The sequence below is a fragment of the Streptomyces sp. RK9 genome (genome assembly GCF_045070545.1).
GTDB classification, from domain to species: Bacteria; Actinomycetota; Actinomycetes; order Streptomycetales; family Streptomycetaceae; genus Streptomyces; species Streptomyces alboflavus.
On the sequence record NZ_CP173703.1, the window covers coordinates 3,002,431 to 3,024,964 of the forward strand.

The window sequence follows — 22,534 nt, forward strand, 5'->3', positions numbered from 1 at the left end:
GCTCACCGGCAGGGCGGCGAGCTCACCGGGCCAGGACCGACAGGAGCCGGTGCACGGCCCCGCCGAGCCCCCACCGGGTCGCCAGCTCCTCCAGGGCGGCCGGATCGCGCGGCTCACGCGGCACCGCGAGGTCCACGTCCGGCAGCGGCACGTCGCTCGCGACCCGGACCACCTTCGGGGCCACGGCCACATAGGCGCGGGACTCGTCCAGGCGCTTGCGCTGCGACGGCGTGAGCTTGGACCGGGGGTCGTCGACCGCCGCCATGATCCCGGCCAGGTCGCCGTACGCGTCGAGCAGCTTGGCCGCGGTCTTCTCGCCGATGCCCGGCACCCCGGGGAGACCGTCGCTCGGGTCGCCGCGCAGCAGCGCGAGGTCCACATAGCCGGGGCCGTCCACGCCGTACTTCCCGCGCAGCCACGCCTCGTCGGTCACCTGAAGGGTGCCCACTCCCTTCAAGGGGTAGAGGACGCGGATGCCGCGGGCGTCGTCCACGAGCTGGTACAGGTCGCGGTCGCCCGTGATGATGTCGACCGGGCCCGCGGCCCGCGCCGTGTACGTCCCGATCACGTCGTCGGCCTCGTACGCCGCCACGCCCACGCGGGCGATGCCGAGGGCGTCCAGGACGTCCTCGATGACGGGGACCTGGGGGGAGAGGGTGTCGGGGATCTCCTCGGCGTCCGGGTCCGGGGTGCCCGCGGGGGCCTCCTCGGCGACGCGGTGCGCCTTGTACGAGGGGATGAGCTCCACGCGCCAGTGCGGGCGCCAGTCCGCGTCCATGCAGGCGACCAGGTCGTCGGGGTCGTGGTCCTGGACGAGGCGGGTGATGAATTCGAGCAGGCCGCGCACCGCGTTCACCGGGGTGCCGTCCGGGGCCCGCACCGACTCGGGGACCCCGAAGTAGGCCCGGAAGTACAAGGACGCCGTGTCGAGCAGCATCAGCCGCCGCGTTGCTTGAGTCACGTGCGCATCATGCCGCACGGCACCGACAAGAGCGGTCGAAGAGCAGTGGGGAATGTGACCTGGAGCACTCTTGCGTTTGGCTCGTGTAGGCGTGGGCAGGCGCGCACGCGGAGCGAACCCGGTCGAGTTTTCAACTTCTTGACGGGCAAGCGGGCAGACCCGCGTCGCTCCACGGCCCGCCGGCGGGGGAGGCGGGCCGTCTTGGTTCAACCCGAGAGGTGTATGTGTCCAGGCTGCAAGCCGAGCACCTGTACAAGGTGTTCGGCAGACGACCCGATGACGCGGTGGAGAAACTCCGCCACGGAGCCGACCGTGAAGAGCTGCGCGCGAAGGGAACCACCGCCGCGGTGATCGACGCGTCCTTCACCGTCGAACCGGGCCAGATCTTCGTCGTCATGGGTCTCTCCGGCTCCGGCAAGTCCACGTTGCTGCGCATGCTCAACGGGCTCTCGGAACCGACGGCCGGGCAGGTGCTCTTCGACGGGCAGGACCTGACCAAGCTCAGCGCGCGCGAACTGCGCGAGGTGCGTTCCAAGAAGATCAGCATGGTCTTCCAGCACTTCGCCCTGTTCCCGCACCGCAGCGTCCTGGAGAACGCCGCGTACGGCCTCGAAGTGCAGGGCGTGCCCCGCGCCGAGCGCGAGGAGCGGGCCCATGAGGCGCTCGAACTCGCCGGGCTCAAGGGCTGGGAGAAGTCCTGGCCCGACGAGCTGTCCGGCGGCATGCAGCAGCGCGTGGGCCTGGCCCGCGCGCTCGCCACGGACGCCGACCTGCTGCTCATGGACGAGTCGTTCAGCGCGCTCGACCCGCTGATCCGCCGCGACATGCAGGACCAGCTCCTGGAGCTGCAGAAGCGGCTGAAGAAGACCATCGTGTTCATCACCCACGACCTGAACGAGGCCATGCGCCTGGGCGACCAGATCGCCGTCATGCGCGACGGCCGCATCGTCCAGATCGGCACGTCCGAGGACATCCTCGTCACCCCGGCCAACGACTACGTCGCCGCGTTCACGCAGGACGTCGACCGGTCCCGGGTGCTGACCGCGGGCGCCATCATGGCCGACCCGGACAAGGACTTCGTGATGGCCGACGCCCCCGCGACGGTCACCGAGAGCACCCCGATCATCGAGCTGTTCACGCCCTGCTCCACCAGCGGTGTGGCCGTGGCCGTGACCGACGACGAGGGCAAGCTCGTCGGCGTCGTGCCGCGGGCGCGGCTGCTCGCCGTGCTTGGAGAGCCCGCCCCGTCGGAGCCGCAGGACACGGTCGTACCCGTGGAGCAGGCGCAGGACAACGGCGGCAAGAACGTGGGCAAGGTGAGCAGCGGTGCCTAGGATTCCCTTCGGCGACTGGGTCAATGACGCGGTCGAGTGGTCCAGAACCCATATGGACTGGCTGTTCGACTTCATCAAGACCCTCTTCCAGAACATGTGGGACGGCGTCTACGACGTCCTCTCCGGGCCCGAGCCGCTCCTGATGGCGGGCATCCTCGCCGTCGTCGCGTTCTGGCTGCGCGGGCTGCTCGGCGGTGTGCTCGCCTTCGGCGGCTTCGCCTTCATCGTGTCCCTGGAGTTGTGGGACAACGCGATGATGACGCTGTCCCTGGTGCTCGTCTCGACCTTCGTGGCGCTGGTCATAGCCGTGCCCGTGGGCATCTGGGCGGCCCGCTCCAAGACGGTCAGCGGCATCGTCAGGCCGGTCCTGGACCTGATGCAGACGCTGCCCGCGATGATCTACCTCATCCCGGCGCTGCTGTTCTTCCGGATGGGCGCCCCCGCGGGCATCGTCGCCACGATCGTCTTCGCGCTCGCCCCCGGCGTGCGCATGACGGAGCTCGGCATCCGCCAGGTCGACAAGGACCTGGTCGAGGCGGCCGACGCGTTCGGCACCACGCCCCGCAACACCCTCTTCCGCGTCCAGCTGCCGCTCGCCCTGCCGACGATCATGGCCGGTGTCAACCAGGTCATCATGCTCGGCCTCTCCATGGCGGCCCTGACCGGCATGGTCGGCACCCCGGGTCTCGGCGCCGACGTGAACGCGGCCATCGGCCAGCTCGACGTCGGCCTCGGCGCGGAGGCGGGCATCTCCATCGTGATCCTCGCCATCTACCTGGACCGCGTCACCAGCGGCCTGGGCGGCCAGGTCTCCCCGCTCGGCCGCCGCGCGCTCGCCAAGCTGCGGGCCGCGCAGGGCCTCAACGTCTGGAACTACCGCCCCCGGCCCGTCGTCGCGATGGCCGGTGTCGTGGCCCTCGCGCTCGTCGCGGGCGGCATGGGCATCTTCGGTGACGACGACTCCGAGCCCGTGGCCGACTCCAAGAACGTGGGCCAGGGCAAGGAAGTCAAGATCGGCTACATCCCCTGGGACGAGGGCATCGCCTCCACCTTCCTCTGGAAGGAGGCCCTGGAGCAGCGCGGCTTCAAGGTGACCACCAGCCAGCTGGAGGCAGGACCGCTGTACACCTCCCTGGCGCAGGGCGACATCGACTTCCAGACCGACTCCTGGCTGCCGACGACGCACGCCTCGTACTGGAAGAAGTACGGCAAGGACCTGGAGGACCTGGGCTCCTGGTTCGGCCCCACGTCCCTGGAGCTGACCGTCCCCGCGTACATGAAGGACGTCAACTCCCTGGAGGACCTCAAGGGCAAGGGCGGCACCTTCGGCGGCAAGATCACCGGCATCGAGACCAGCGCCGGAATGATGGGCCTGCTCAAGGACAAGGTCCTGGACGCGTACGGCCTCAAGAAGGAGTACAAGGTCGTCGACGGCTCGACGCCCGCGATGCTCTCCGAGCTGAAGGCCGCGTACGCCAAGAAGGAGCCGATCGTCACCACCCTGTGGTCGCCGCACTGGGCCTACAGCGACTTCAAGCTGAAGAAGCTCAAGGACCCGAAGGGCGCCTGGGGCAAGGGCGACGGCGTGCACACGCTGGCGCGCAAGGGCTTCTCGAAGGAGAACCCGCAGGTCGGCAAGTGGCTGAAGAACTTCAAGATGAGCGAGAAGCAGCTCACCAGCCTCGAGGCCGAGATCAACAAGGCGGGCAAGGGCAAGCAGCAGGAGGCCGTGCGCACCTGGCTGAAGAAGAACCCGGGCGTCCTCGACAAGATGGCGCCGCTGCCGAAGAACTCCGGCGGCGACGAGAACAAGCGCCCGCTGAAGGCCGCGTACTTCGCCTGGGACGAGAACATCGCCGTCACCCAGCTGTGGAAGCGCGTCCTGGAGAAGCGCGGCTACAAGATGGAGCTGACCCCGGCCGACGTCGGCCCCGCCTACACCGGTCTCGCGCAGGGCGACCTCGACCTCAACCTCGACGCCTGGCTGCCGACCGCCCAGAAGCAGTACTGGGACAAGAACAAGGCGAACCTCAAGGACCTCGGCTCCTGGTACAGCCCGACGTCCCTGGAGGTCGCCGTCCCGTCCTACGTCAAGGACGTGAAGTCCCTGGAGGACCTCAAGGGCAAGGGCGGCAAGTTCAACGGAAAGATCATCGGCATTGAGCCGGGCACCGGCGTGATGCAGGCGCTCAAGGACAAGGTCCTGCCCGGGTACGGCCTGGAGGGCGAGTACGAGATCGCCGCGGGCTCGACCCCCGCGATGCTCTCCGAGCTGAAGTCCGCGTACGCCAAGAAGGAGCCGATCGCGGTCCTGCTCTGGTCGCCGCACTGGGCCTACAGCGAGTACGACCTCACCAAGCTGAAGGACCCCAAGGGCGGATTCGGCAAGGGCAACACGATCCGCACCCTCTCCAGCAAGGACTTCCCCGAGCAGTACCCGCAGCTCACGAAGTGGCTCAAGAACTTCAAGATGAGCGAGGAGCAGCTCGCGGGCCTGGAGAACGAGATCAACAAGGCGGGCAAGAACAACGAGCCCAAGGCCGTCGACGCCTGGCTGAAGAAGAACCCGGGCTTCGAGGAGAAGATGACGGCCGTGCAGTAGTCCACACCCCCCCCCCCCCCCCCCCCCCCCCCCCCCCCCCCCCACCCCCCCCCCGCCCCCCCCCCCCCGGGGGGGGGGGCCCCCCCCGCGGGGGGGCCCCCACCCCTCGGGGCGTTCCGGGGCCCGGCGGCTTCCGGACACCGCGCCGGGGCGCCGCTCCCGGGGAATCCGGACAGGTGATCTACTGGCGCGTGCGGTCACCGTCCGCGCACGGTCCGTACGGGGCGCGCGGGGGCCCGCGGCGGCCGTAACCGGCGCCCGAAGCGCCCAACTGGGTAAAACCGTTTGGCGAACATGCGTAGGGTGCAGAAAACCCATCAGGGTGACAGCGTCGGCCCGCCGGGGTGACGACGAGGGCAGGACGGCCGGTGCGCGCGGCAGCGGGGCCGGGAGCGGAAGAAGGGAGCCGGGGCCATGGACGAGCACAAGGAGACCCTCCGGGTGGGCGCGGCCGTGCGGCGTCGTCGGCGCCGCCTCGAGCTGACGCTCGCCGTCGTCGCCGGACGCAGCGGCCTTTCGGTGCCCTTCCTCAGCCAGGTCGAGAACGAGCGGGCCCGGCCCAGCATGCGCTCCCTGGAGCGGGTCGCCGACGCCCTCGGCACGACCGCCGTGGAACTGCTCGCCGCCGCCGACCCGGCCTGCACGGTCGACGTGGTGCGCGCCGACGACGACGTGAGCCTCGCGGGCGGCACCCCGGAGACGCACGTGCGGGACCTGGTCCGCGGCCACCACCAGCTGCACGCCTTCGAGTACGTCGGCGACCACGACGAGGGGCGCGAGTTCCAGCACCGCAACGACGAGCTGATGTACGTCATCGGCGGCGCCGTCGAGGTCGAGGCCGAGGGGCGGGCCTACCGCCTCGGACCCGGCGACAGCCTGTATCTGACGGGCGGGGTGCGGCACCGCTGGCGCGCCACGGCCGCCGACGCGCGTGTCCTCGTCGTCGCGGTCGGCGACCACATCGAGGCCGTGGACGGCGAGCGGCGCTGAGCGATGCCCTCCGTGCGGGTGGTCTCCCTGGTGCCGTCGCTGACCGAGGCGGTCGCCGTGACCGCGCCCGGCGCCCTGGTCGGCGCGACCGACTGGTGCACCCACCCGGCGGACCTCGACGCCGTCCGGATCGGCGGCACCAAGAACCCCGACGTCCCGGCGATCGTGGCGCTCGCCCCCGACCTCGTGATCGCCAACGAGGAGGAGAACCGCGCCCCGGACATCGCGGCGCTGCGGGCGGCGGGCGTGGAGGTCCTCGTCACCGAGGTGCGGGGCCTTGACCAGGCGTTCCGTGAGCTGGAGCGGGTCCTCGACGCGTGCGGCGCCGGGCGGCGGCCGGGGTGGCTGGTGGACGCGGAGGCCGCGTGGCGGGACGTCGGAGGCATCGCGGACCTCGGAGGGCTAGCGGACCTCGGGGACGCCGGCGCGGCGGCCGGGGTGGCCCGGCCGGGCGGGCGTCTGCGGGCGGCGGTGCCGATCTGGCGCAGGCCCTGGATGGTCCTCGGGCGGGACACGTTCGCGGGGGACCTGCTGGCCCGCCTGGGTGTCGACAACGTGTACGCGGGGCACGCCGAGCGCTATCCCCGGGTCGGCATCGACGAACTACGGGACGCGGGGCTTGACTTGGTGGTCCTGCCGGACGAGCCGTACAAGTTCACGCGGGACGACGGGCCGGAGGCGTTCCCGGAGGCGCTGCCCGCGGCGCTCGTCAGCGGGCGCCATCTCACGTGGTACGGGCCGTCGTTGGCGGAGGCGCCCGGGGTGCTCGGGGAGGCGCTGCGGGCCGCGTACCGCGGACACGGCCCGAAGGGCTGACGCCCCGCAAGCCGCCCGCACCCCGCCCGGGGACCGCTCAGCGCGGAGCCGCGAGCAGCTGGCCGCTGGCCACCCCGCGCAGGGTCTGCACCAGCGCCACCAGCCACGCGGAGACGAGCACCACGAACAGCGCCACGGCCAGCCAGTCGTACACCGCGAGACCGGTGTGCCTGCCCAGGCCCTCGGCGCCCGTCACACACGTACCGACCGGGAAGGTGAAGGCCCACCAGGTCATCGCGAAGCCCATGCCGCGCCGCCGGGCGCGCAGCACCAGCGCGGTCGCGAGCGCGAGCCACATCAGCGCGAAGCCCATCACGGGCACCCCGAACAGCACGGCGAAGAGGGCGAAGCCCTGGTCGTAGGGGGCGGGCAGGACGCCGGGGGCGACGTCGGCGAACTTGTTGGCGGCGGTGGTCGACTGGCCGAGGGGGCCGAGGACCAGGAACAGGGTGGGGGTGAGCGCCAGGGGCAGCGGACCGCCGTTCACGAGGCGGGCGAAGATCAGGGGCAGCATCACCAGGGTGGCGAGCAGGCTCAGGCCGAACATCGCGAAACAGCCGTACAGCAGGGTCTGCTGGGCCTGCCCCGCGGGCAGGTGCGGCACGAGCAGCGGGCCGACGGCCGCCGACACCATGGGCGCGACGACGGGCAGCAGCCACACGGGCGAGGCGCTGCCGGGCTGCACGCGGTGGCGGACCACCATGAGGTACGGGATGGTCACGGCCGCGACGAGGCCGATGGCCGTACCGGCGGTGAACAGGACCGTGTCGAGGGCGACCGCGGCCGTGGTGCCGATCCAGTCGGAGCCGACGAGCACCGCGCCCGCGCCCACGGCGAGCAGCGCCATCGCCAGGCAGCCGTAGAAGGGGGCCATGGCCGGGTCGGCGAGGTGGGCGCGGGCCTGGTCGCGGTGGCGCACGTGATGGACGGCGCGCGCGCCGAGCAGCGTCACCAGCATCACGAGCGACAGGGCCCATATCGCGGTCACGGTCGAGCGCAGGCCCGGGACGTCCACGGGCAGGGCGGCACCGGCGTTGGCGATGATGGCGGTGCCCATCACGGAGGCGTACCAGTTCGGTCCGAGGTGGCGGACGGCGGCCGCGCGGGGCCCTCGGGCGGGGTGAGCCGGGGAGGGCGAGGCCGATGCGGGAAGGGGGGCGACGGTGACCATGACTCCACGGTGCGCCCGTCCGGCCGGGCCCACCAGGGATGTCTTCGCTATGAGGGCATAACCTGGACTTATGAGTACTTCGGGCGATGCTTCTTGTACGACGGGTGGGGCGCCCCTGTCCCACCGAGTGCCCGACCTGGCCGCCCTCGAACTGCTCCTGGCGGTGGCGCGCCTCGGCAGTCTCGGCAGGGCCGCGCGGGAACTCGGCATCACCCAGCCCGCGGCCAGCGGGCGGATCCGGTCCATGGAGCGGCTGCTCGGCGTCGCCCTCGTGGACCGCTCGCCCCGCGGGTCGCGGCTCACCGAGGCGGGCGCGCTCGTCACGGACTGGGCGCGGCGGATCGTGGAGGCGGCGGAGGCCTTCGACGTGGGGGCGCAGGCGCTGCGGGACCGGCGGGACTCGCGCCTTCGGGTCGCCGCGAGCATGACCATCGCCGAGTACCTGCTGCCCGGCTGGCTCATCGCGCTGCGCGCGCGGCGGCCCGACACGGCGGTGTCGCTGCTCGCCGGGAACTCCGCGGTGGTGGCGGGGCGGCTGCTCGCCGGGGAGGCCGACGTCGGGTTCGTCGAGGGGATCGGGGTGCCGGCCGGGCTCGACGGGGTCGTCGTCGCGCAGGACCGGCTCGTCGTGGTCGTCGCGCCGGGGCACGCCTGGGCGCGGCGGCGGGCGCCGATCGGGGCGGCGGAGCTCGCGGCTTCGCCGTTGATCCTGCGGGAGGAGGGGTCCGGTACGCGGGCCGTCCTGGAGGCCGCGCTCGGGGGGCTCGCGCGGCCCCTGCTCGAACTGTCCTCGACCACCGCCGTGAAGTCCGCCGCCGTCAGCGGGGCCGGGCCCGCGGTGCTCAGTGAGCTGGCCGTGGGGGAGGAGCTTTCCGCTCGGCGGCTCGTCGGGATTCCCGTGGACGGGGTGCGGTTGCGGCGGGAGCTTCGGGCCGTGTGGCCGGTGGGGCACGTGCCGGCCGGGCCGGTGCGGGAGCTCTTGAGCTTGACCCGGGGGGTCGGGTAGCCCTTGGCGCGGGGCGCCCTCCCCGCCTTACGCGGGCCTGCGTCCCCGGTCGGCCGCGTCTTCCCCTCGGGCTGCGCCCGGGTTTCCTCCCACCCGCCCATCCGTTTGCCCTTGGACGCAGGGTGGGCGCTTCGCCCGGCGCGAGCCTGCGGCCCCTGCCGTCGGCGTCGCACCCCCGCGCCGCGCCCGGGGCTACTCCCACCCGCCCACCCGTTTGCCCTTGGACGCGGGGCGGGCGTCCCGCCTGTCCCGCGCCTGCGGCCCCTGCCGTCCGCGTCGCGCCCTGGGCCTGCGCCCTGGGCCTGCGCCCTCGGCCTGCGCCTTCGGCCTGCGCCCTCGGCCTGCGCCCTCGGCCTGCGCCCTCGGCCTGCGGCCCGGGGAGGGTCGAGGGGTGGAAGGGCGCGAAGCTCGTCCGGCAGCGAGAGCGCGCTCAGGCCCCGGAACCCGCCGCTCCCACAAGACTGCTCATCACCCGCACATCCACCCCCGCCTCCGGATGCCACTGCACCCCCAGCACCCACCCCGGAGCGGGCAGTTCGATGGCCTCGACGGTGCCGTCCTCCGCGTGGGCGGAGGGGATCAGGCCGGTGCCGAGGCGGTCGACGGCCTGGTGGTGGTAGGTGGGGACGTCGGTCGCGGGGTCGGGGACGATCTCGGCGTAGCGCGTGCCGGGGACGGGCTTCACGGTGTGGGCACTGAAGACGCCGGGTGCCGCCGCGTGGCCGTCGAGGTGCTGGACGAGGGTGCCGCCCAGGGCGACGTTGAGGAGCTGCATGCCACGGCAGATGCCGAGCAGGGGCGTGCCGGAGTCCAGCGCCGCCCGGATCAGGGCGAGTTCCCAGGCGTCCCGTTCGCGCGCGGGCGGTCCCGTGCGGTCCTCGCGCGGTGCGCCGTAGTGGGACGGGTCCACGTCGGGGCCGCCCGCGATGACGACGCCGTCGAGGCGGGCGACGACGTCGGCGGCGTACCGCGGCTCGTCGGGCGGCACCATCGACGCGAGGCCGCCCGCGGCCTGGACCAGACGCGGGTATCCGGCCGGCAGGAGGGCGGCAGGGAGCTCCCAGACGCCCCAGCTCGCCTTCGTCTCCAGGTAGGTGCTGATGCCGATCAGCGGCCTGCGGGCTGCCGCGTCCGTGGTGTGCAACGTGCTCAACATGGTCTCCGTGTCGCCATATCGCTGTACTGGGTGCCGTCGTGCCGTCATGTCGTCGTCCTGAGAGCGGGCGCCGCCCCACTCACTTCCGTTCCAGCTCCGCCTCCGCCTCCGCCAGCGCCGCGAACTCCTCCTCCGGGGCCCGTGCCACCAGATGCTTGCGGCTGTAGAGGCCGAAGTAGGCGATCGCCACGACGTACACGCCGAGGGCGATGAACGCCGCCGTGACGTCCACGAGGAACGTGGCGACCAGGGCCGCGCAGGCGAGGGCGAGGGCGATGGAGGAGGTGAGGATGCCGCCGGGGGTGCGGTAGGGGCGGGGGAGGTGCGGCTCGCGGCGGCGCAGGACGATGTGGGAGAGGGACATCAGGGCGTACGAGATGGTGGCGCCGAACACCGCCACGTTCAGCATGCGGGCGCCGTCTCCGGTGGCCGCCGCCAGGCTGAAGCCGATGGCGCCGGGCACGATGAGGCCGAGGTAGGGCGCCTTGCGGCTGCTGGTCAGGGACAGGAAGCGGGGCAGGTAGCCCGCGCGGGACAGGGCGAAGAGCTGGCGCGAGCCCGCGTAGATCAGCGAGAAGAACGAGGCGACCAGGCCCGCGAGGCCCGCGTAGTTGATGACCCGGCTGAGGGCCGTGGCCTCGCCGTCCGGCTGGAGCGCGTCCACGAGCGGGTTGCCGGTGTCCTGGATCGCCGCCGAGCCGCGGGCCCCCGCGGAGGCGAAGAAGGTGAGCAGGGCGAGGGCGACCAGGATGCACAGGGACCAGCGGATGGCGCGCGGCAGGGTGCGCGCGGGGTCCTTGGTCTCCTCGGCGGCCAGCGGGACGCCCTCCACGCCGAGGAAGAACCACATGCCGAACGGGAACGCCGCCCAGATGCCGAGGAGCCCCAGCGGCAGCCAGGAGTTGGAGCCGAACGCGTCGTGGTCGACGGCGATGTCGTTCAGGTGGGAGGCGTCGAAGTCCATGAACGCGCCGACGGCGAAGACGAGGAGCGCGGCCACCGCGATGCCGGTGACGACGAAGCTGAAGCGCAGCGCCTCGCCCACGCCCCACAGGTGGATCCCGATGAAGATCACGAAGCAGGCCAGATAGACGGGCCAGCCGGACTCCAGGCCGAAGAGGTTCAGGGACTCGACGTAGTCGCCGATGAAGATCGCGATGGCGGCGGGCGCGAGGATGTACTCGATGAGGATCGCCGTGCCGGTGAGGAAGCCGCCCCAGGGGCCGAGCGCCCGGCGCGCGAAGCCGTAGCCGCCGCCCGCCGTCGGCAGCACGGACGACAGCTCGGCGAGCGAGAACACCATGCACGCGTACATGACGCCCATGAGCGCCATGGCGATGCCGAGGCCGCCGAAGCCGCCCTCCTTGAGGCCGGAGTTCCAGCCGGAGAAGTCGCCGGAGACGACGTAGGCGACGCCGAGGCCGGTGAGCAGGACCCAGCCCGCGTTGCCGCGGCGCAGGGCCCGCCGTTCCAGATAGTCGTCCGGTTCCCCGGCGGTGCGGACCTTCGACGGCTCGGTGGACTCCTGGCTCATGGGCACGGCTCCCTGCGGCGGCGTTCAACGGCACTCAATGGAATGGAGCCATACCTTTGCGGTGGTGAGGGTGAGAAAGCAAGACCCTTGCGTTACACCGTGGTTAAACGAGCGGCCCGCGGGGGAGCGGGGGCGCGCACGCCCGCGCGGTCCGGCCCGGGCCCCGGGCGGCGCCGCGCGCACGCCCGCCGCGCGCCTGAGCCTCAGGTCAGGAACCCCCGCAGCAGCGCCGCCGTGCCCGCGCAGTGCTCGCGCATCATCTCCCGCGCGCCGTCCGCGTCGCCGTCGAGCACGGCCTCCACGAGCGCGGTGTGCTGGCGCTGGGAGTGCTCCAGGTTCCGTACCAAAAGGGGGATGCAGTCCAGGAGCTCGTTGACCGTGGCGCGGACGGCGGCGTACTGCGCGGTGAGCGACGGGGAGCCGGACAGCTCGGCCAGGGTGAGGTGAAGGAGGGTGTCCTGGCGGCGGTATTCGGCGAGCGGCGCGTCATGGGTGCGGGCGAGCGCGTCCCGCAGCCGCCCCGCCTGGCCGTCGTCGAGCCCGTGCGCGGCGCACAGGCCCGCCGCGCCCACCTCCAGGACCTCCCGGAAGCGCAGCGCGTCCTCCACGTCCACGTCCGCGATGCGCCGGCGCAGCTCGTCCTCGCCCGCCGCCTCCGGGCGCGGGCGCACGAACGTGCCGCCGTAGCGCCCCCGGCGCGACTCCACGAGCCCCTGGTCCTGGAGCACCTTCAGGACCTCGCGCAGCGTGACCCGGCTGATCCCGAGCCGGTCGGCGAGCTCCCGCTCGGCCGGAAGCCGCTCCCCGCCCGGCACCAGGCCGAGGCGGACCACCTGGAGGATCTGCTCCAGGGCCTCCTCGAAGCCGTTGCCCGCCCGGACCGGACGCAGGACCTGCGTCAGCCGGTCGTCACCCCGCAGGTGCGAGTCGTCCGTCTCCGCGTGCGACATCTGCCCGTACCCCCTTCCCAAGCAATGGTTCTCGGCAATACCTTATGGCCACTCGGCTGACCCAAGGAGGCTTTTCCCGTGGCAGACCGCACACCCCCGCTCGGCATCGAGGAGCTGCGTGCTCTCGTGGCGAGCGGCGAGATCGACACTGTCGTCCTGGCCTTCCCCGATATGCAAGGGCGGCTCCAGGGCAAGCGGTTCGCCGCCCGGTTCTTCCTCGACGAGGTCCTCGAGCACGGCACGGAGGGCTGCAACTACCTTCTCGCCGTCGACACGGAGATGAACACGGTCGACGGATACGCGATGTCCTCCTGGGACCGCGGCTACGGCGACTTCGCCATGCACGCCGACCTCTCCACCCTGCGCCGCGTCCCCTGGAACGAGGGCACGGCCCTGCTGATGGCCGACCTCGCCTGGAACGACGGCGAGCCCGTCGTGGCCGCCCCGCGCCAGATACTGCGCCGCCAGCTGGACCGCCTCGCCGAGCTCGGCTACAGCGCCCACGTCGGCACGGAGCTGGAGTTCATCGTCTTCAAGGACACCTACGAACAGGCCTGGGACGCGGGCTACCAGGGCCTGACGCCCGCCAACCAGTACAACATCGACTACTCGGTCCTCGGCACCGGACGCATCGAGCCGCTGCTGCGCCGCATCCGCAACGACATGGCCGCCGCGGGGCTGACCGTGGAGTCCGCCAAGGGCGAGTGCAACCCCGGCCAGCACGAGATCGTGTTCCGCTACGACGAGGCCCTCGTCACCTGCGACCAGCACTCCATCTACAAGACGGGCGCCAAGGAGATCGCCGCGCAGGAGGGCGTCTCGCTCACCTTCATGGCGAAGTACAACGAGCGCGAGGGCAACTCCTGTCACATCCACCTCTCGCTCCAGGACGCCGACGGCAACAACGCCATGGCCGGGGACGGCCCTGGCGGGATGTCCGACGTGATGCGGCACTTCCTCGCCGGACAGCTCACGGCGCTGCGCGACTTCTCGCTCCTGTACGCGCCCAACATCAACTCCTTCAAGCGCTTCCAGCCGGGCTCCTTCGCGCCGACGGCCGCCGCCTGGGGCTACGACAACCGCACCTGCGCGCTGCGCGTCGTCGGCCACGGCCGCTCGCTGCGCTTCGAGAACCGGCTGCCCGGTGGCGACGTCAACCCCTACCTGGCCGTCGCGGGACTGGTCGCCGCGGGCCTTTACGGCATCGAGCAGAAGCTGGAACTGCCCGACGCCTGCACCGGCAACGCCTACACCGGCGACTACGAACACGTCCCGACGACGCTCCGCGAGGCCGCCGAGCTGTGGGAGAACAGCCCCGTCGCCAAGGCCGCCTTCGGCGACGAAGTCGTCGCGCACTACCGCAACATGGCCCGGGTCGAGCTGGACGCCTTCGACGCCGCGGTGACCGACTGGGAGCTCCGCCGCTCCTTCGAACGCATGTGAGGCACTTCCTTGCTTGAGTCCCTTCAGGTACTGAACCCGGCGACGGAGGACGTCGTCGCGACCGTCCCCGCCGCCACCGCGGAGGACGTCGACGCGGCCGTGGCGCGCGCCGCCGCGGCCCAGGTGAAGTGGGCCGCGGCGGCCCCCGCCGACCGTGCCAGGATCCTGCGCCGCTTCGCCGCCGTCATCGACGAACACATCGAGGAACTGGCCCAGTTGGAGGTGCGCGAGGCCGGCCATGTCATCGGCAACGCGCGCTGGGAGGCGGGCAACGCCCGTGACCTGTTCGACTACGCGGCCGGCGGCGCCGAGCGGCTGAACGGCCGCCAGATCCCGGTGTCCGGCGGCCTGAACGTCACGATCCTCGAACCCCTCGGCGTCGTCGGCGTCATCGCGCCCTGGAACTTCCCGATGCCCATCGCCGCCTGGGGCACCGCCCCGGCCCTCGCGGCGGGCAACGCGGTCGTCCTCAAGCCCGCGGAGACCACGCCCCTGACCGCCCTGCGCCTGGCCGAGCTGGCCCTGGCGGCGGGTCTGCCCGAGGGCCTGTTCCAGGTCCTGCCCGGAGAGGGCGCCGTCGCCGGGAACGCGCTCGTCGAGCACCCGGGTGTCGCCAAGATCGTGTTCACCGGCTCCACGCGCGTCGGCAAGCAGATCATGGCCAAGTGCGCCGACCGCGTGAAGCGCCTGACGCTCGAACTCGGCGGCAAGAGCCCCAACATCGTCTTCGCCGACGCCGACGTGGAGGCCGCGGCCCTCGCCGCGCCCGGCTCCTTCCTCGACAACTCCGGCCAGGACTGCTGCGCCCGCACCCGCATCCTCGTCGAGCGCTCCGCGTACGACCGCTTCGTCGAGGTGCTCGCGCCCGCGGTCGAGTCGTACGTCGTCGGGGACCCGGCCGACGAGAAGACGCAGATGGGACCGCTGATCTCCCGGGCCCAGCTGGAGCGGGTGCGGTCCTACGTGCCCGCGGGCACCGGCATCCGCGGCCACGCGCCCGAGGGGCCGGGCTTCTGGTTCCCGCCGACCGTCCTCACCGACGCCGGGCCGACCTCCGCGGTCGCCGTCGAGGAGGTCTTCGGGCCCGTCGCCGTGGTCCTGCCGTTCGACGACGAGGCCGACGCGGTCCGCCTCGCCAACGCCACCGAGTACGGCCTGTCCGGCTCGGTCTGGACGCGGGACGTGGGCCGGGCGCTGCGCGTCTCGCAGGCGGTACGGGCCGGGAACCTGTCCGTCAACTCGCACTCCAGCGTGCGCTATTGGACCCCCTTCGGCGGCTACGGCCAGTCCGGCCTCGGGCGCGAGCTCGGCCCGGACGCCCTCGCCGCCTTCACCGAGACCAAGAACGTCTTCATCAGCACGGAAGGGCCCGCTCAGTGACCCAGGCTCAGGAAAACATCTGCCGTCGTCTCGTCGGCCGCACCGCCGTCATCACCGGCGCCGGCAGCGGCATCGGCCTCGCCACCGCCCGCCGCCTCGCCGCCGAGGGCGCGAACGTGGTGTGCGGCGACATCGACGAGACCGCGGGCAAGAAGGCCGCCGAGGAGGTCGGCGGCACCTTCGTGAAGGTCGACGTGACCGACGCCGAGCAGGTCGAGGCGCTGTTCAAGACGGCGTACGACACCTATGGCTCCGTCGACGTCGCCTTCAACAACGCGGGCATCTCGCCGCCCGACGACGACTCCATCCTGGACACCGGCCTGGAGGCCTGGAAGCGCGTCCAGGAGGTCAACCTCACCTCCGTCTACCTGTGCTGCAAGGCCGCCATCCCCTACATGCGGCGCCAGGGCAAGGGCTCCATCATCAACACGGCCTCGTTCGTGGCCCGGATGGGCGCGGCGACCTCGCAGATCTCGTACACCGCGTCCAAGGGCGGCGTCCTCGCCATGTCCCGCGAGCTGGGCGTGCAGTTCGCCCGCGAGGGCATCCGCGTGAACGCGCTGTGCCCCGGCCCGGTGAACACCCCGCTGCTCCAGGAGCTGTTCGCCAAGGACCCCGAGCGCGCCGCCCGCCGCCTCGTGCACATCCCCGTGGGCCGCTTCGCCGAGGCCGAGGAGCTCGCCGCCGCGGTCGCGTTCCTCGCCAGCGACGACTCGTCGTTCGTGAACGCCACGGACTTCCTGGTCGACGGCGGCATCTCCGGGGCGTACGTCACGCCTCTGTAGTCCGCGCCACCTGTAGTCCACCCCGCCTGTAGTTCACCCAGAGGCCACCGACCTGTCAGCCGGGCGTCGCGAGGCGCCCGGCTGACCTGCGTAGACAGGCACCGTGTTCATGAAGATCAAGCGCCGCCTGGCCGCCGCGGCGGCCGCCCTCGCCGTCGCGGGGACCGGCCTCGCCACCACCGCCCAGGCCGCTCCGACCCCGCACCGCGCCCCCGCGAAGTGCCCCGCCCTGACCGTCTCCCAGGGCTGGTACGCCGACAACAAGGCCCGCCTCCAGGGCCTCCTCGACACCTACGGCCGCTGCGGCGACAGCTACGACAGGCGCCACAAGCCCCTCGCCGTCTTCGACTGGGACAACACGGTCATCAAGAACGACGTGGGCGACGCCACCATGTTCTGGATGCTGCGCCACGGCAAGATACGCACCCCCGAGCGCGGCGACTGGCGCACCACCAGCCGCTACCTCACCGCCCCCGCCGCCAAGGCCCTCGCGAAGGCCTGCCCGGCCACCGGCCGCACCCTGCCCACCCGCACGAACGCGGCCTGCGCCGACGAGATCGCCGCCGTGTACGGCGAGGGCGCCACCACCACCGGCAAGGCCGCCTTCGCCGGCTTCGACCACCGCCGCATGGAGCCGCAGTACGCCTGGCTCGCCCAGCTCCTGCGCGGCTGGAGCCCCGCCCGCGTCAAGGACTTCGCGGCCGCCGCCCGCGCCGAGAACCTCGCCGCGCCCGTCGGCGCCGAACAGCGGGTCGGCACCGGCAAGGTCACCGGCTGGGCCCGCTACTACGACCAGCAGCGCGATCTGATCCGCACCCTGAAGAAGGCCGGGTTCGACGTGTACGTCGTCTCCGCTTCGCCCGAGCCCGTCGCCGAGGTCTGGGCGAAGGGCGTCGGCCTCGACGCCCGGCACACCATCGGCATCCGCAACGTCACCCGCGAGGGCCGCCTCACCGCCCGCCTCAAGGGCTGCGGCTCCGTCAAGGACGGCGCCGACTCGATGATCACGTACATCGACGGCAAGCGCTGCGCCATCAACGAGCGGATCCTCGGCGTGCGCGGCAAGGCCGCCGAGCGGGTCCAACCGGCCGCGAAGCGCCAGGTGTTCGCCGCGGGCGACTCCGACACCGACGTGTCCTTCCTGCGCGACGCCACGGGCCTCAGGCTCGTCCTCAACCGCAACAAGGCCGAGCTGATGTGCCGCGCCTACGACAACCGCGACCGGCGCTGGCTGATCAACCCCATGTTCATCGAGCCCAAGGGCAAGCAGTCCGCGCCCTACCCGTGCGCCACCACCGGCTACACCGGACGGGACGGCACGAAGGCTCCGGTGCGCCGCACGGATGGATCGGTCATCGCGGACCAACAGGACACGGTGTACGGGGGTTCAACCGCCCCGTAGGACTGCTGTACCGTCCACGCACATGCGTAACAGAAACGTTCTGGCGTTGACGCTGGCCTCGGCCGCCGCCCTGGTGGCCGGGCCCGTCACGCTTCCCGCTGCCGCCGCCACGGCCGCGCCCGCGCCGCACCCCGGCGCCCACTGTCCCCAGCTGTCGAAGAAGCTCTCCTGGTACGGCGACAACCGCGCCCGTCTCCAGCAGGTCATCGACGAGCGGGGCACGTGCTCCGACCCGCACCTCGGTCATGGCACCAAGCGCCCGGTCGCCGCCTTCGACTGGGACAACACCATCACCAAGAACGACGTCACCGACGCGACCATCAGCTGGGCGCTGCGGCACGACAAGATCCTGCGCCCCAAGAGCTGGAAGTCCTCCAGCAAGTGGATGACGGCCGCGGGCCACCGCGCCCTGACCAAGGCCTGCGGCACCAAGGTGCCCGTCGGCAAGCCGCTGCCCACCTCCACCAACGGCGCCTGCGCCGACGAGATCCTCCAGATCCGCGAGGACGGCACCACGATGAGCGGCGCCGCCGCCTTCGAGGGCACCTGGAACCACCGCCGCACCGTCCCGCAGTACGCCTGGGTGCCCCAGCTGTTCGCCGGACGCACCGTCAAGCAGCTGGAGTCGTACGCGAAGAAGGCCCGCACGGAGGCCCTCGCCGCGCCGATCGGCACCACCCGCACCATCGGCAGCCACACCGTGCCCGGGTACGTGCGCTACTACGACCAGCAGCGCGACCTGATCCGCACCCTGAAGAAGGCCGGATTCGACGTCTACATCGTGTCCGCGGGCTCCGAGCCCGTCGCCGAGGTGTGGTCGCGGGGCGTCGGCATCGACCGGAAGCACACCGTCGCCATCCGCTCCGTCCTCGACGGCAAGGGCCGCATCACCACCTGGAACCAGGGCTGCGGCGGCGTCGGCGTCAACAAGGGCGACGTCATCCCGTACATCGACGGCAAGCGCTGCTTCATCAACCAGGAGATCTACAAGATCAAGGGCAAGAAGGCCTGGGACAAGCAGCGCTGGAGCAAGCGCATCGCGATCGGCGGCGGCGACGCCGACACCGACGTGACGTTCGTCGGCGACGCCACCGGCGCGCACCTCGTGCTCAACCGCAACAAGGGCGAGTTCATGTGCCGGGCGTACGACAACGCCGACGGGCGCTGGGTCGTGAACCCGATGTTCATCGAGCCGCTGCCGCAGAAGAGCGGCACCTACCCGTGCTCCACGTCCGCCTACAACGCGCCGGACGGCGGCAGGACGCCCGTGCTGCGCGGCGACGGCTCCGTGGTGCCCGACCAGGTCGACTCGGTGTACTGACGCGGTGCACCGAGAGGTGTACTGAGACCGGACTTCGGGTGACGGGCCGGGTTCCTCGCGGAACCCGGCCCGCTCTGGTTGGTGGTGGCTCCTGGCCACGTCCTAGAGTGCCGGGATGAGCATGACGCCTCCTCCCGGCTGGTACCCGGACCCGTCGACGCCCGGCACCGAGCGCTGGTGGGACGGCTCCGCGTGGACCGAGCACCGGCGGGCGCCCGCCGCTCCCACGGTGCCTGTCGGGTACCAACCGGCAGAGCCGCAGCCGGGCCTCGCCACCACGGTGATGCAGCCGGTGCCCGCGGGCGGCGGGAGCGGCGGCAACCGCGCCAAGACCGTCGCCATCTGCGCGGCCGGCGCCGTCCTCGTCGCCTCCATCGTCACCGGCGTCGTCGTGCTCCAGGGCGACGACGGCGACCCACAGGGCAGCACCGCGCCCACGACGTCGGCGGTGGAAGCCCCGAGCCCGACGACGTCCTCCCCGGCGCCGGGGACGTCCGCGCCCGACGAGGACCCCGACACCATCGTCGACCAGCTCAACGGCATCACGCTGCCGGTGCCGTCCGGCTGGGAGAAGGCCGAGAACACCGTCGGCGACGAACTCACCCTGCAGACCCCCGACACCTACGACTGCCCCGGCGACCCCGGCCTCTGCCGCCAGGGGAAGATCACGTCGAGCACGGCCACGGGCACCGACGAGCGCTCGCCGGAGAAGCTCGCCAAGAAGGACATCAAGGACGCGGTCGACGCCGCGTACGACGAGGACTCCATCGGCCGCGAACCCTTCGGCGGCATGACCCGGCACCAGCAGGTCAAGGCGGGCACGGTCGCGGTCGGCGGCCGCAGCGGCTACTTCGTGCGCTGGCGCGTCCACACCGAGAAGGGCCCCGGCGGGTACGTCCAGTCCCTCGCGTTCCCGTCCAGCACCGGTTCCGAGGCGATGGTCATCGTCCGCTTCACCATCGACGCGGCCAAGGGCGCGCCGCCGCTGTCCGACATCGACAAGGTCATCGAGGGCATCAGGCCGGTGGGGGACAGCGAGACGGGCGGGGGAGTGGGCAACAGCGTCGAGCCGACGCCGTGAGGCGGGGTCGGCGGGGCTGACGGCAGGGGTGCCGGGTCGCCGGAGGGCTGGTCGCCGAAGGGCTAGAGGAAGGTGTGGCCCTCGCCGCGGTACGTCGGGACGCTGCCCGTCACCCGGTCGCCCTCCACCAGGTACAGCTTCTCGAACCGCTCGCACAGCTCACCGGCCTTGGCGTGCCGGAACCACACCTTGTCGCCGATGCGCAGGTCGTCCGCGGGCGGCCCGATGAGCGGGGTCTGCACCTCGCCCGCGCCCTCCTGCGGGTCGTAGCGCAGCCCGTCCGGCAGATACGGCACCGGGGAGCGGTCGGCCCCCGCGACGCCCGACGCCGGATAGCCGCCGCCGAGCACGGTGACCACGCCGGGCCCCGGCCTGCGCACGACCGGCTGGGCGAACAGGGCGGCCGGACGCCCGCTGAACGACGTGTAGTTGTCGAAGAGCCGCGGCACATAGAGGCCCGACCCCGCGGCGATCTCGGTCACCGCGGCCTCGGCGGCGGTGTGCTGGACGCTGCCCGTGCCACCGCCGTTCACGAACTCCAGGCCCGGCGCCGCGGCCCGGACCGCGCGGATGGTCGCGGCACGGCGGTCCGCCAGCTCCTTGCGGGCGGCGGCCTGCATCAGCCGCACGGCCCGCGACTTGGCCGGATGCCCCTCGACGGCGTCCCCGACCCCGGCCACATGACCCTCGTACGCCATCACGCCCACGAGCCGGAACCCGGGCCGCCGCGCGATCGCCCGGGCCAGGGCCGCTACCTGCGCGGGCTCGTGCAGCGGCGAGCGCCGCGCGCCGATCCGCACCCGGCCGCCGAGCAGCTTCAGGGCGGTGTCCAACTCCAGGCAGACCCGGACCTCTTCGCGGCCGCCGTCGCGGGCGTCGTCGATGAGCCGCAGCTGCGCCGGGTCGTCGACCATGACGGTGACGGCGGCGGCGAGCTTGGGGTCGGTGGCCAGCTCGGCGAAGCCGGCGCGGTCGGCTGACGGATAGGCCAGTAGGACGTCGCCGAAGCCGGAGCGGGCGAGCCACAGGGACTCCGCCAGGGTGTACGACATGATGCCCGCGAACCCGTCCCGGGCGAGCACCCGCTCCAGGAGCGCCCGGCACCGCACGGACTTGCTCGCCACCCGGATCGGCTTGCCCCCGGCCCGCCGCACCAAGTCGTCGGCGTTGGCGTCGAACGCCTCCAGGTCGACGACGGCGAGCGGCGCGTCGAGGTGCGCGGTGGCCCGGTCGTAACGGGCCCGGTCTGCGGCTCGGCCTCTCATGAACGCAGCCTGCCAGACGTGGCTACCGCAGGGTAGGGGATGATCCGGGCAGATCACCCGGGGCCGCGGCCTTGTGCCCGTGGGCGTCGGGTCAGCCCGTAGAGTGACGCGCACGCAGGGAGCGCGCGACGCGACGGAACGGGGGGTGCATGAGCACGGAGGCGCGACGGCCCCCCGTCCCCCCACGTCCCGGCACCCCACCACGGGTGCCGCCGCCCGCACGCGACGCGACCGACCCTCCGCCCGAGCCTGCCGAGCCGGTTTCCACGACTGCTCCATTCGGCCCTACGGGGAGGGCTTCTGGTTCGGCCGGGACGGCCACTGAGCCTGCGGAGGCGGCGTCCACGACGTTCGGCTCCGACTCGGGTGCGTTCGGCAGCACGCTCGCTCCGGGCGTTCCGCCTGCGCCGCCCGTTCCACCCGCCCCGGCGGACCCACCGCCTCCGGTCGCGACCGCGCGCTTTCCTGACGTCCGCCCGCCGATGGCTCGTGGTGAGGCGACGCTGGGGGCGGGCGCGGGCTCGGCCGGTGGCGCGGCCCGTGGCCCGTCCCATGGTGATACGTCTCTGCGGGGTACGGGGGGCGGCGCGGGCGCGTCCGGTGCCTCGGGCACGGTTGGTGCCGGTGCCGGTCGTGGTGGTGATGGTGCTGGTGGCACGGGTGGCACGGGTGGCACGGGTGGCACGGGTGGCACGGGTGGCGCTGGTGGTGCGGCCGAGGCGGACGACGGGGGCGACCTCGACGAGGAGCTGCCGGTGCCCGACCAGGACTCGCTCGTCGCGGACTTGATGGCGCCGTTCGACCGGGTGCGGCTTCCGAAGCCCGCACGGGAGGACGCAGTCGCCGAGCGGGTGCCGGACACGCCTCCGCCGCCGCCCGCCTCGGCGCGCCTGCCGGACGCGCCTCCGTCCGTGCCGCCGCCCGCAGAGGGCCCGGCCCAGGGCACCGCGGGTACGAGCGGCACCCCGCCGGTGCCGCCCGCGCCGAGCATCCCCAACCCGCTCCCCGCCGTGCCGACTTCACGTCCACGCCCTGCGGCGGCCCGGGCCACCGCCGCGCCCGCGATGCCGACGACGGCACCGGGGGTGCCCGCACGTCCGTCGAGCCCTCCTGCCTCCGTGCCGGGCGCCGGGGAACGGGGTGCCGCCGCGTCGCCGGGCGCGCAGGACCGACCTGACGCTGCGGCTCCGGCGCTGGGTGCGAGGGGCCCGCGTACCGGCGCCGCGGCTGCCCCGAACGCGGGCGATGCGCGCGCTGAGGCCGCGGCTGGGGCCGGGCCGGGCGGGCAGGATCGAGGTGCCGCTGCCGTCGTGGACCTGGGTGCGGGGGACTTGGGC

17 protein-coding genes are annotated in these 22,534 nt (G+C 72.7%); 11 read left to right on the forward strand and 6 right to left on the reverse strand.

The genetic code is table 11. The features are described 5' to 3' along the window. Positions 1–22 precede the first annotated feature (22 nt). Entirely contained in the window at positions 23–937 is a 915-nt protein-coding gene (locus tag AB6L24_RS12220; RefSeq protein WP_405657137.1) for a 5'-3' exonuclease H3TH domain-containing protein, read from the reverse strand. A 248-nt stretch (positions 938–1,185) separates the two neighbouring features. Here AB6L24_RS12220 and AB6L24_RS12225 point away from each other — a divergent pair, with 248 nt between their 5' ends. The 4 genes from AB6L24_RS12225 to AB6L24_RS12240 all read left to right on the forward strand — a co-directional run bounded on the left by AB6L24_RS12225 (position 1,186) and on the right by AB6L24_RS12240 (position 6,703). Beyond that, on the forward strand, positions 1,186–2,295 hold the full coding sequence (locus AB6L24_RS12225) for a glycine betaine/L-proline ABC transporter ATP-binding protein (RefSeq protein ID WP_405655018.1): 1,110 nt from the start codon (positions 1,186–1,188) through the stop codon (positions 2,293–2,295). After that, entirely contained in the window at positions 2,288–4,897 is a 2,610-nt protein-coding gene (locus AB6L24_RS12230) for an ABC transporter permease/substrate binding protein (protein ID WP_405655020.1), read from the forward strand. Before AB6L24_RS12225 ends, AB6L24_RS12230 begins: the two co-directional genes overlap by 8 nt. A gap of 414 nt (positions 4,898–5,311) precedes the next feature. Beyond that, positions 5,312–5,887, forward strand: a complete 576-nt coding sequence (locus tag AB6L24_RS12235; protein WP_030356269.1) for a helix-turn-helix domain-containing protein — start codon at positions 5,312–5,314, stop codon at positions 5,885–5,887. Between the two features lie 3 nt (positions 5,888–5,890). Next, the gene (locus AB6L24_RS12240; protein WP_405655022.1) at positions 5,891–6,703 is read left to right on the forward strand and encodes a helical backbone metal receptor; all 813 of its coding nucleotides are present in this window, start codon (positions 5,891–5,893) and stop codon (positions 6,701–6,703) included. 37 nt (positions 6,704–6,740) lie between these two features. On the opposite strand, the gene AB6L24_RS12245 is transcribed toward AB6L24_RS12240, so the two are convergent. Continuing rightward, a complete protein-coding gene (locus AB6L24_RS12245; RefSeq protein WP_405655024.1) occupies positions 6,741–7,874 on the reverse strand; it encodes a TDT family transporter in 1,134 nt (377 codons plus the stop codon). Positions 7,875–7,944: 70 nt separating this feature from the next. Here AB6L24_RS12245 and AB6L24_RS12250 point away from each other — a divergent pair, with 70 nt between their 5' ends. Continuing rightward, entirely contained in the window at positions 7,945–8,880 is a 936-nt protein-coding gene (locus tag AB6L24_RS12250; RefSeq protein ID WP_405655026.1) for a LysR family transcriptional regulator, read from the forward strand. 430 nt (positions 8,881–9,310) lie between these two features. On the opposite strand, the gene AB6L24_RS12255 is transcribed toward AB6L24_RS12250, so the two are convergent. From AB6L24_RS12255 to AB6L24_RS12265, 3 genes are all read right to left on the reverse strand, one after another. Then, complete coding sequence (locus AB6L24_RS12255; RefSeq protein WP_405655028.1) at positions 9,311–10,036, reverse strand: gamma-glutamyl-gamma-aminobutyrate hydrolase family protein; 726 nt, start codon at positions 10,034–10,036, stop codon at positions 9,311–9,313. 79 nt (positions 10,037–10,115) lie between these two features. Beyond that, positions 10,116–11,570, reverse strand: a complete 1,455-nt coding sequence (gene eat, locus AB6L24_RS12260; protein WP_405655030.1) for an ethanolamine permease — start codon at positions 11,568–11,570, stop codon at positions 10,116–10,118. 203 nt (positions 11,571–11,773) lie between these two features. After that, positions 11,774–12,520, reverse strand: a complete 747-nt coding sequence (locus AB6L24_RS12265; protein WP_405655033.1) for a FadR/GntR family transcriptional regulator — start codon at positions 12,518–12,520, stop codon at positions 11,774–11,776. 78 nt (positions 12,521–12,598) lie between these two features. Here AB6L24_RS12265 and AB6L24_RS12270 point away from each other — a divergent pair, with 78 nt between their 5' ends. From AB6L24_RS12270 to AB6L24_RS12295, 6 genes are all read left to right on the forward strand, one after another. After that, positions 12,599–13,963 (forward strand): glutamine synthetase family protein, encoded by a 1,365-nt coding sequence (locus AB6L24_RS12270; protein ID WP_405655036.1) that lies wholly within the window; start codon positions 12,599–12,601, stop codon positions 13,961–13,963. Between the two features lie 9 nt (positions 13,964–13,972). Continuing rightward, a complete protein-coding gene (locus tag AB6L24_RS12275) occupies positions 13,973–15,343 on the forward strand; it encodes an aldehyde dehydrogenase family protein (protein WP_405655038.1) in 1,371 nt (456 codons plus the stop codon). Then, entirely contained in the window at positions 15,340–16,128 is a 789-nt protein-coding gene (locus AB6L24_RS12280) for a 3-oxoacyl-ACP reductase (protein WP_289953074.1), read from the forward strand. The genes AB6L24_RS12275 and AB6L24_RS12280 overlap by 4 nt, the downstream gene beginning before the upstream one ends. A 109-nt stretch (positions 16,129–16,237) precedes the next feature. Further along, positions 16,238–17,530, forward strand: a complete 1,293-nt coding sequence (locus AB6L24_RS12285) for an HAD family hydrolase (RefSeq protein WP_405657138.1) — start codon at positions 16,238–16,240, stop codon at positions 17,528–17,530. A gap of 22 nt (positions 17,531–17,552) precedes the next feature. Further along, on the forward strand, positions 17,553–18,851 hold the full coding sequence (locus AB6L24_RS12290; protein WP_405655040.1) for a haloacid dehalogenase-like hydrolase: 1,299 nt from the start codon (positions 17,553–17,555) through the stop codon (positions 18,849–18,851). A 115-nt stretch (positions 18,852–18,966) separates the two neighbouring features. Further along, a complete protein-coding gene (locus AB6L24_RS12295) occupies positions 18,967–19,932 on the forward strand; it encodes a DUF2510 domain-containing protein (protein WP_405655042.1) in 966 nt (321 codons plus the stop codon). Positions 19,933–19,994: 62 nt separating this feature from the next. Here AB6L24_RS12295 and AB6L24_RS12300 read toward each other — a convergent pair whose 3' ends face one another. After that, entirely contained in the window at positions 19,995–21,197 is a 1,203-nt protein-coding gene (locus AB6L24_RS12300) for an amino acid deaminase/aldolase (protein ID WP_405655044.1), read from the reverse strand. Positions 21,198–22,534 lie beyond the last annotated feature (1,337 nt).

What these genes read in the sequence shown, in the direction of transcription:
- AB6L24_RS12300 (WP_405655044.1), bottom strand. Translation starts at nt 21,197, where the DNA reads ATGAGAGGCCGAGCCGCAGACCGGGCCCGTTACGACCGGGCCACCGCG.
- AB6L24_RS12290 (WP_405655040.1), top strand. Translation starts at nt 17,553, where the DNA reads ATGCGTAACAGAAACGTTCTGGCGTTGACGCTGGCCTCGGCCGCCGCC.
- AB6L24_RS12220 (WP_405657137.1), bottom strand. Translation starts at nt 937, where the DNA reads ATGCTGCTCGACACGGCGTCCTTGTACTTCCGGGCCTACTTCGGGGTC.
- eat (WP_405655030.1), bottom strand. Translation starts at nt 11,570, where the DNA reads ATGAGCCAGGAGTCCACCGAGCCGTCGAAGGTCCGCACCGCCGGGGAA.
- AB6L24_RS12250 (WP_405655026.1), top strand. Translation starts at nt 7,945, where the DNA reads ATGAGTACTTCGGGCGATGCTTCTTGTACGACGGGTGGGGCGCCCCTG.
- AB6L24_RS12255 (WP_405655028.1), bottom strand. Translation starts at nt 10,036, where the DNA reads ATGTTGAGCACGTTGCACACCACGGACGCGGCAGCCCGCAGGCCGCTG.
- AB6L24_RS12265 (WP_405655033.1), bottom strand. Translation starts at nt 12,520, where the DNA reads ATGTCGCACGCGGAGACGGACGACTCGCACCTGCGGGGTGACGACCGG.
- AB6L24_RS12245 (WP_405655024.1), bottom strand. Translation starts at nt 7,874, where the DNA reads ATGGTCACCGTCGCCCCCCTTCCCGCATCGGCCTCGCCCTCCCCGGCT.
- AB6L24_RS12235 (WP_030356269.1), top strand. Translation starts at nt 5,312, where the DNA reads ATGGACGAGCACAAGGAGACCCTCCGGGTGGGCGCGGCCGTGCGGCGT.
- AB6L24_RS12295 (WP_405655042.1), top strand. Translation starts at nt 18,967, where the DNA reads ATGAGCATGACGCCTCCTCCCGGCTGGTACCCGGACCCGTCGACGCCC.
- AB6L24_RS12285 (WP_405657138.1), top strand. Translation starts at nt 16,238, where the DNA reads ATGAAGATCAAGCGCCGCCTGGCCGCCGCGGCGGCCGCCCTCGCCGTC.
- AB6L24_RS12240 (WP_405655022.1), top strand. Translation starts at nt 5,891, where the DNA reads ATGCCCTCCGTGCGGGTGGTCTCCCTGGTGCCGTCGCTGACCGAGGCG.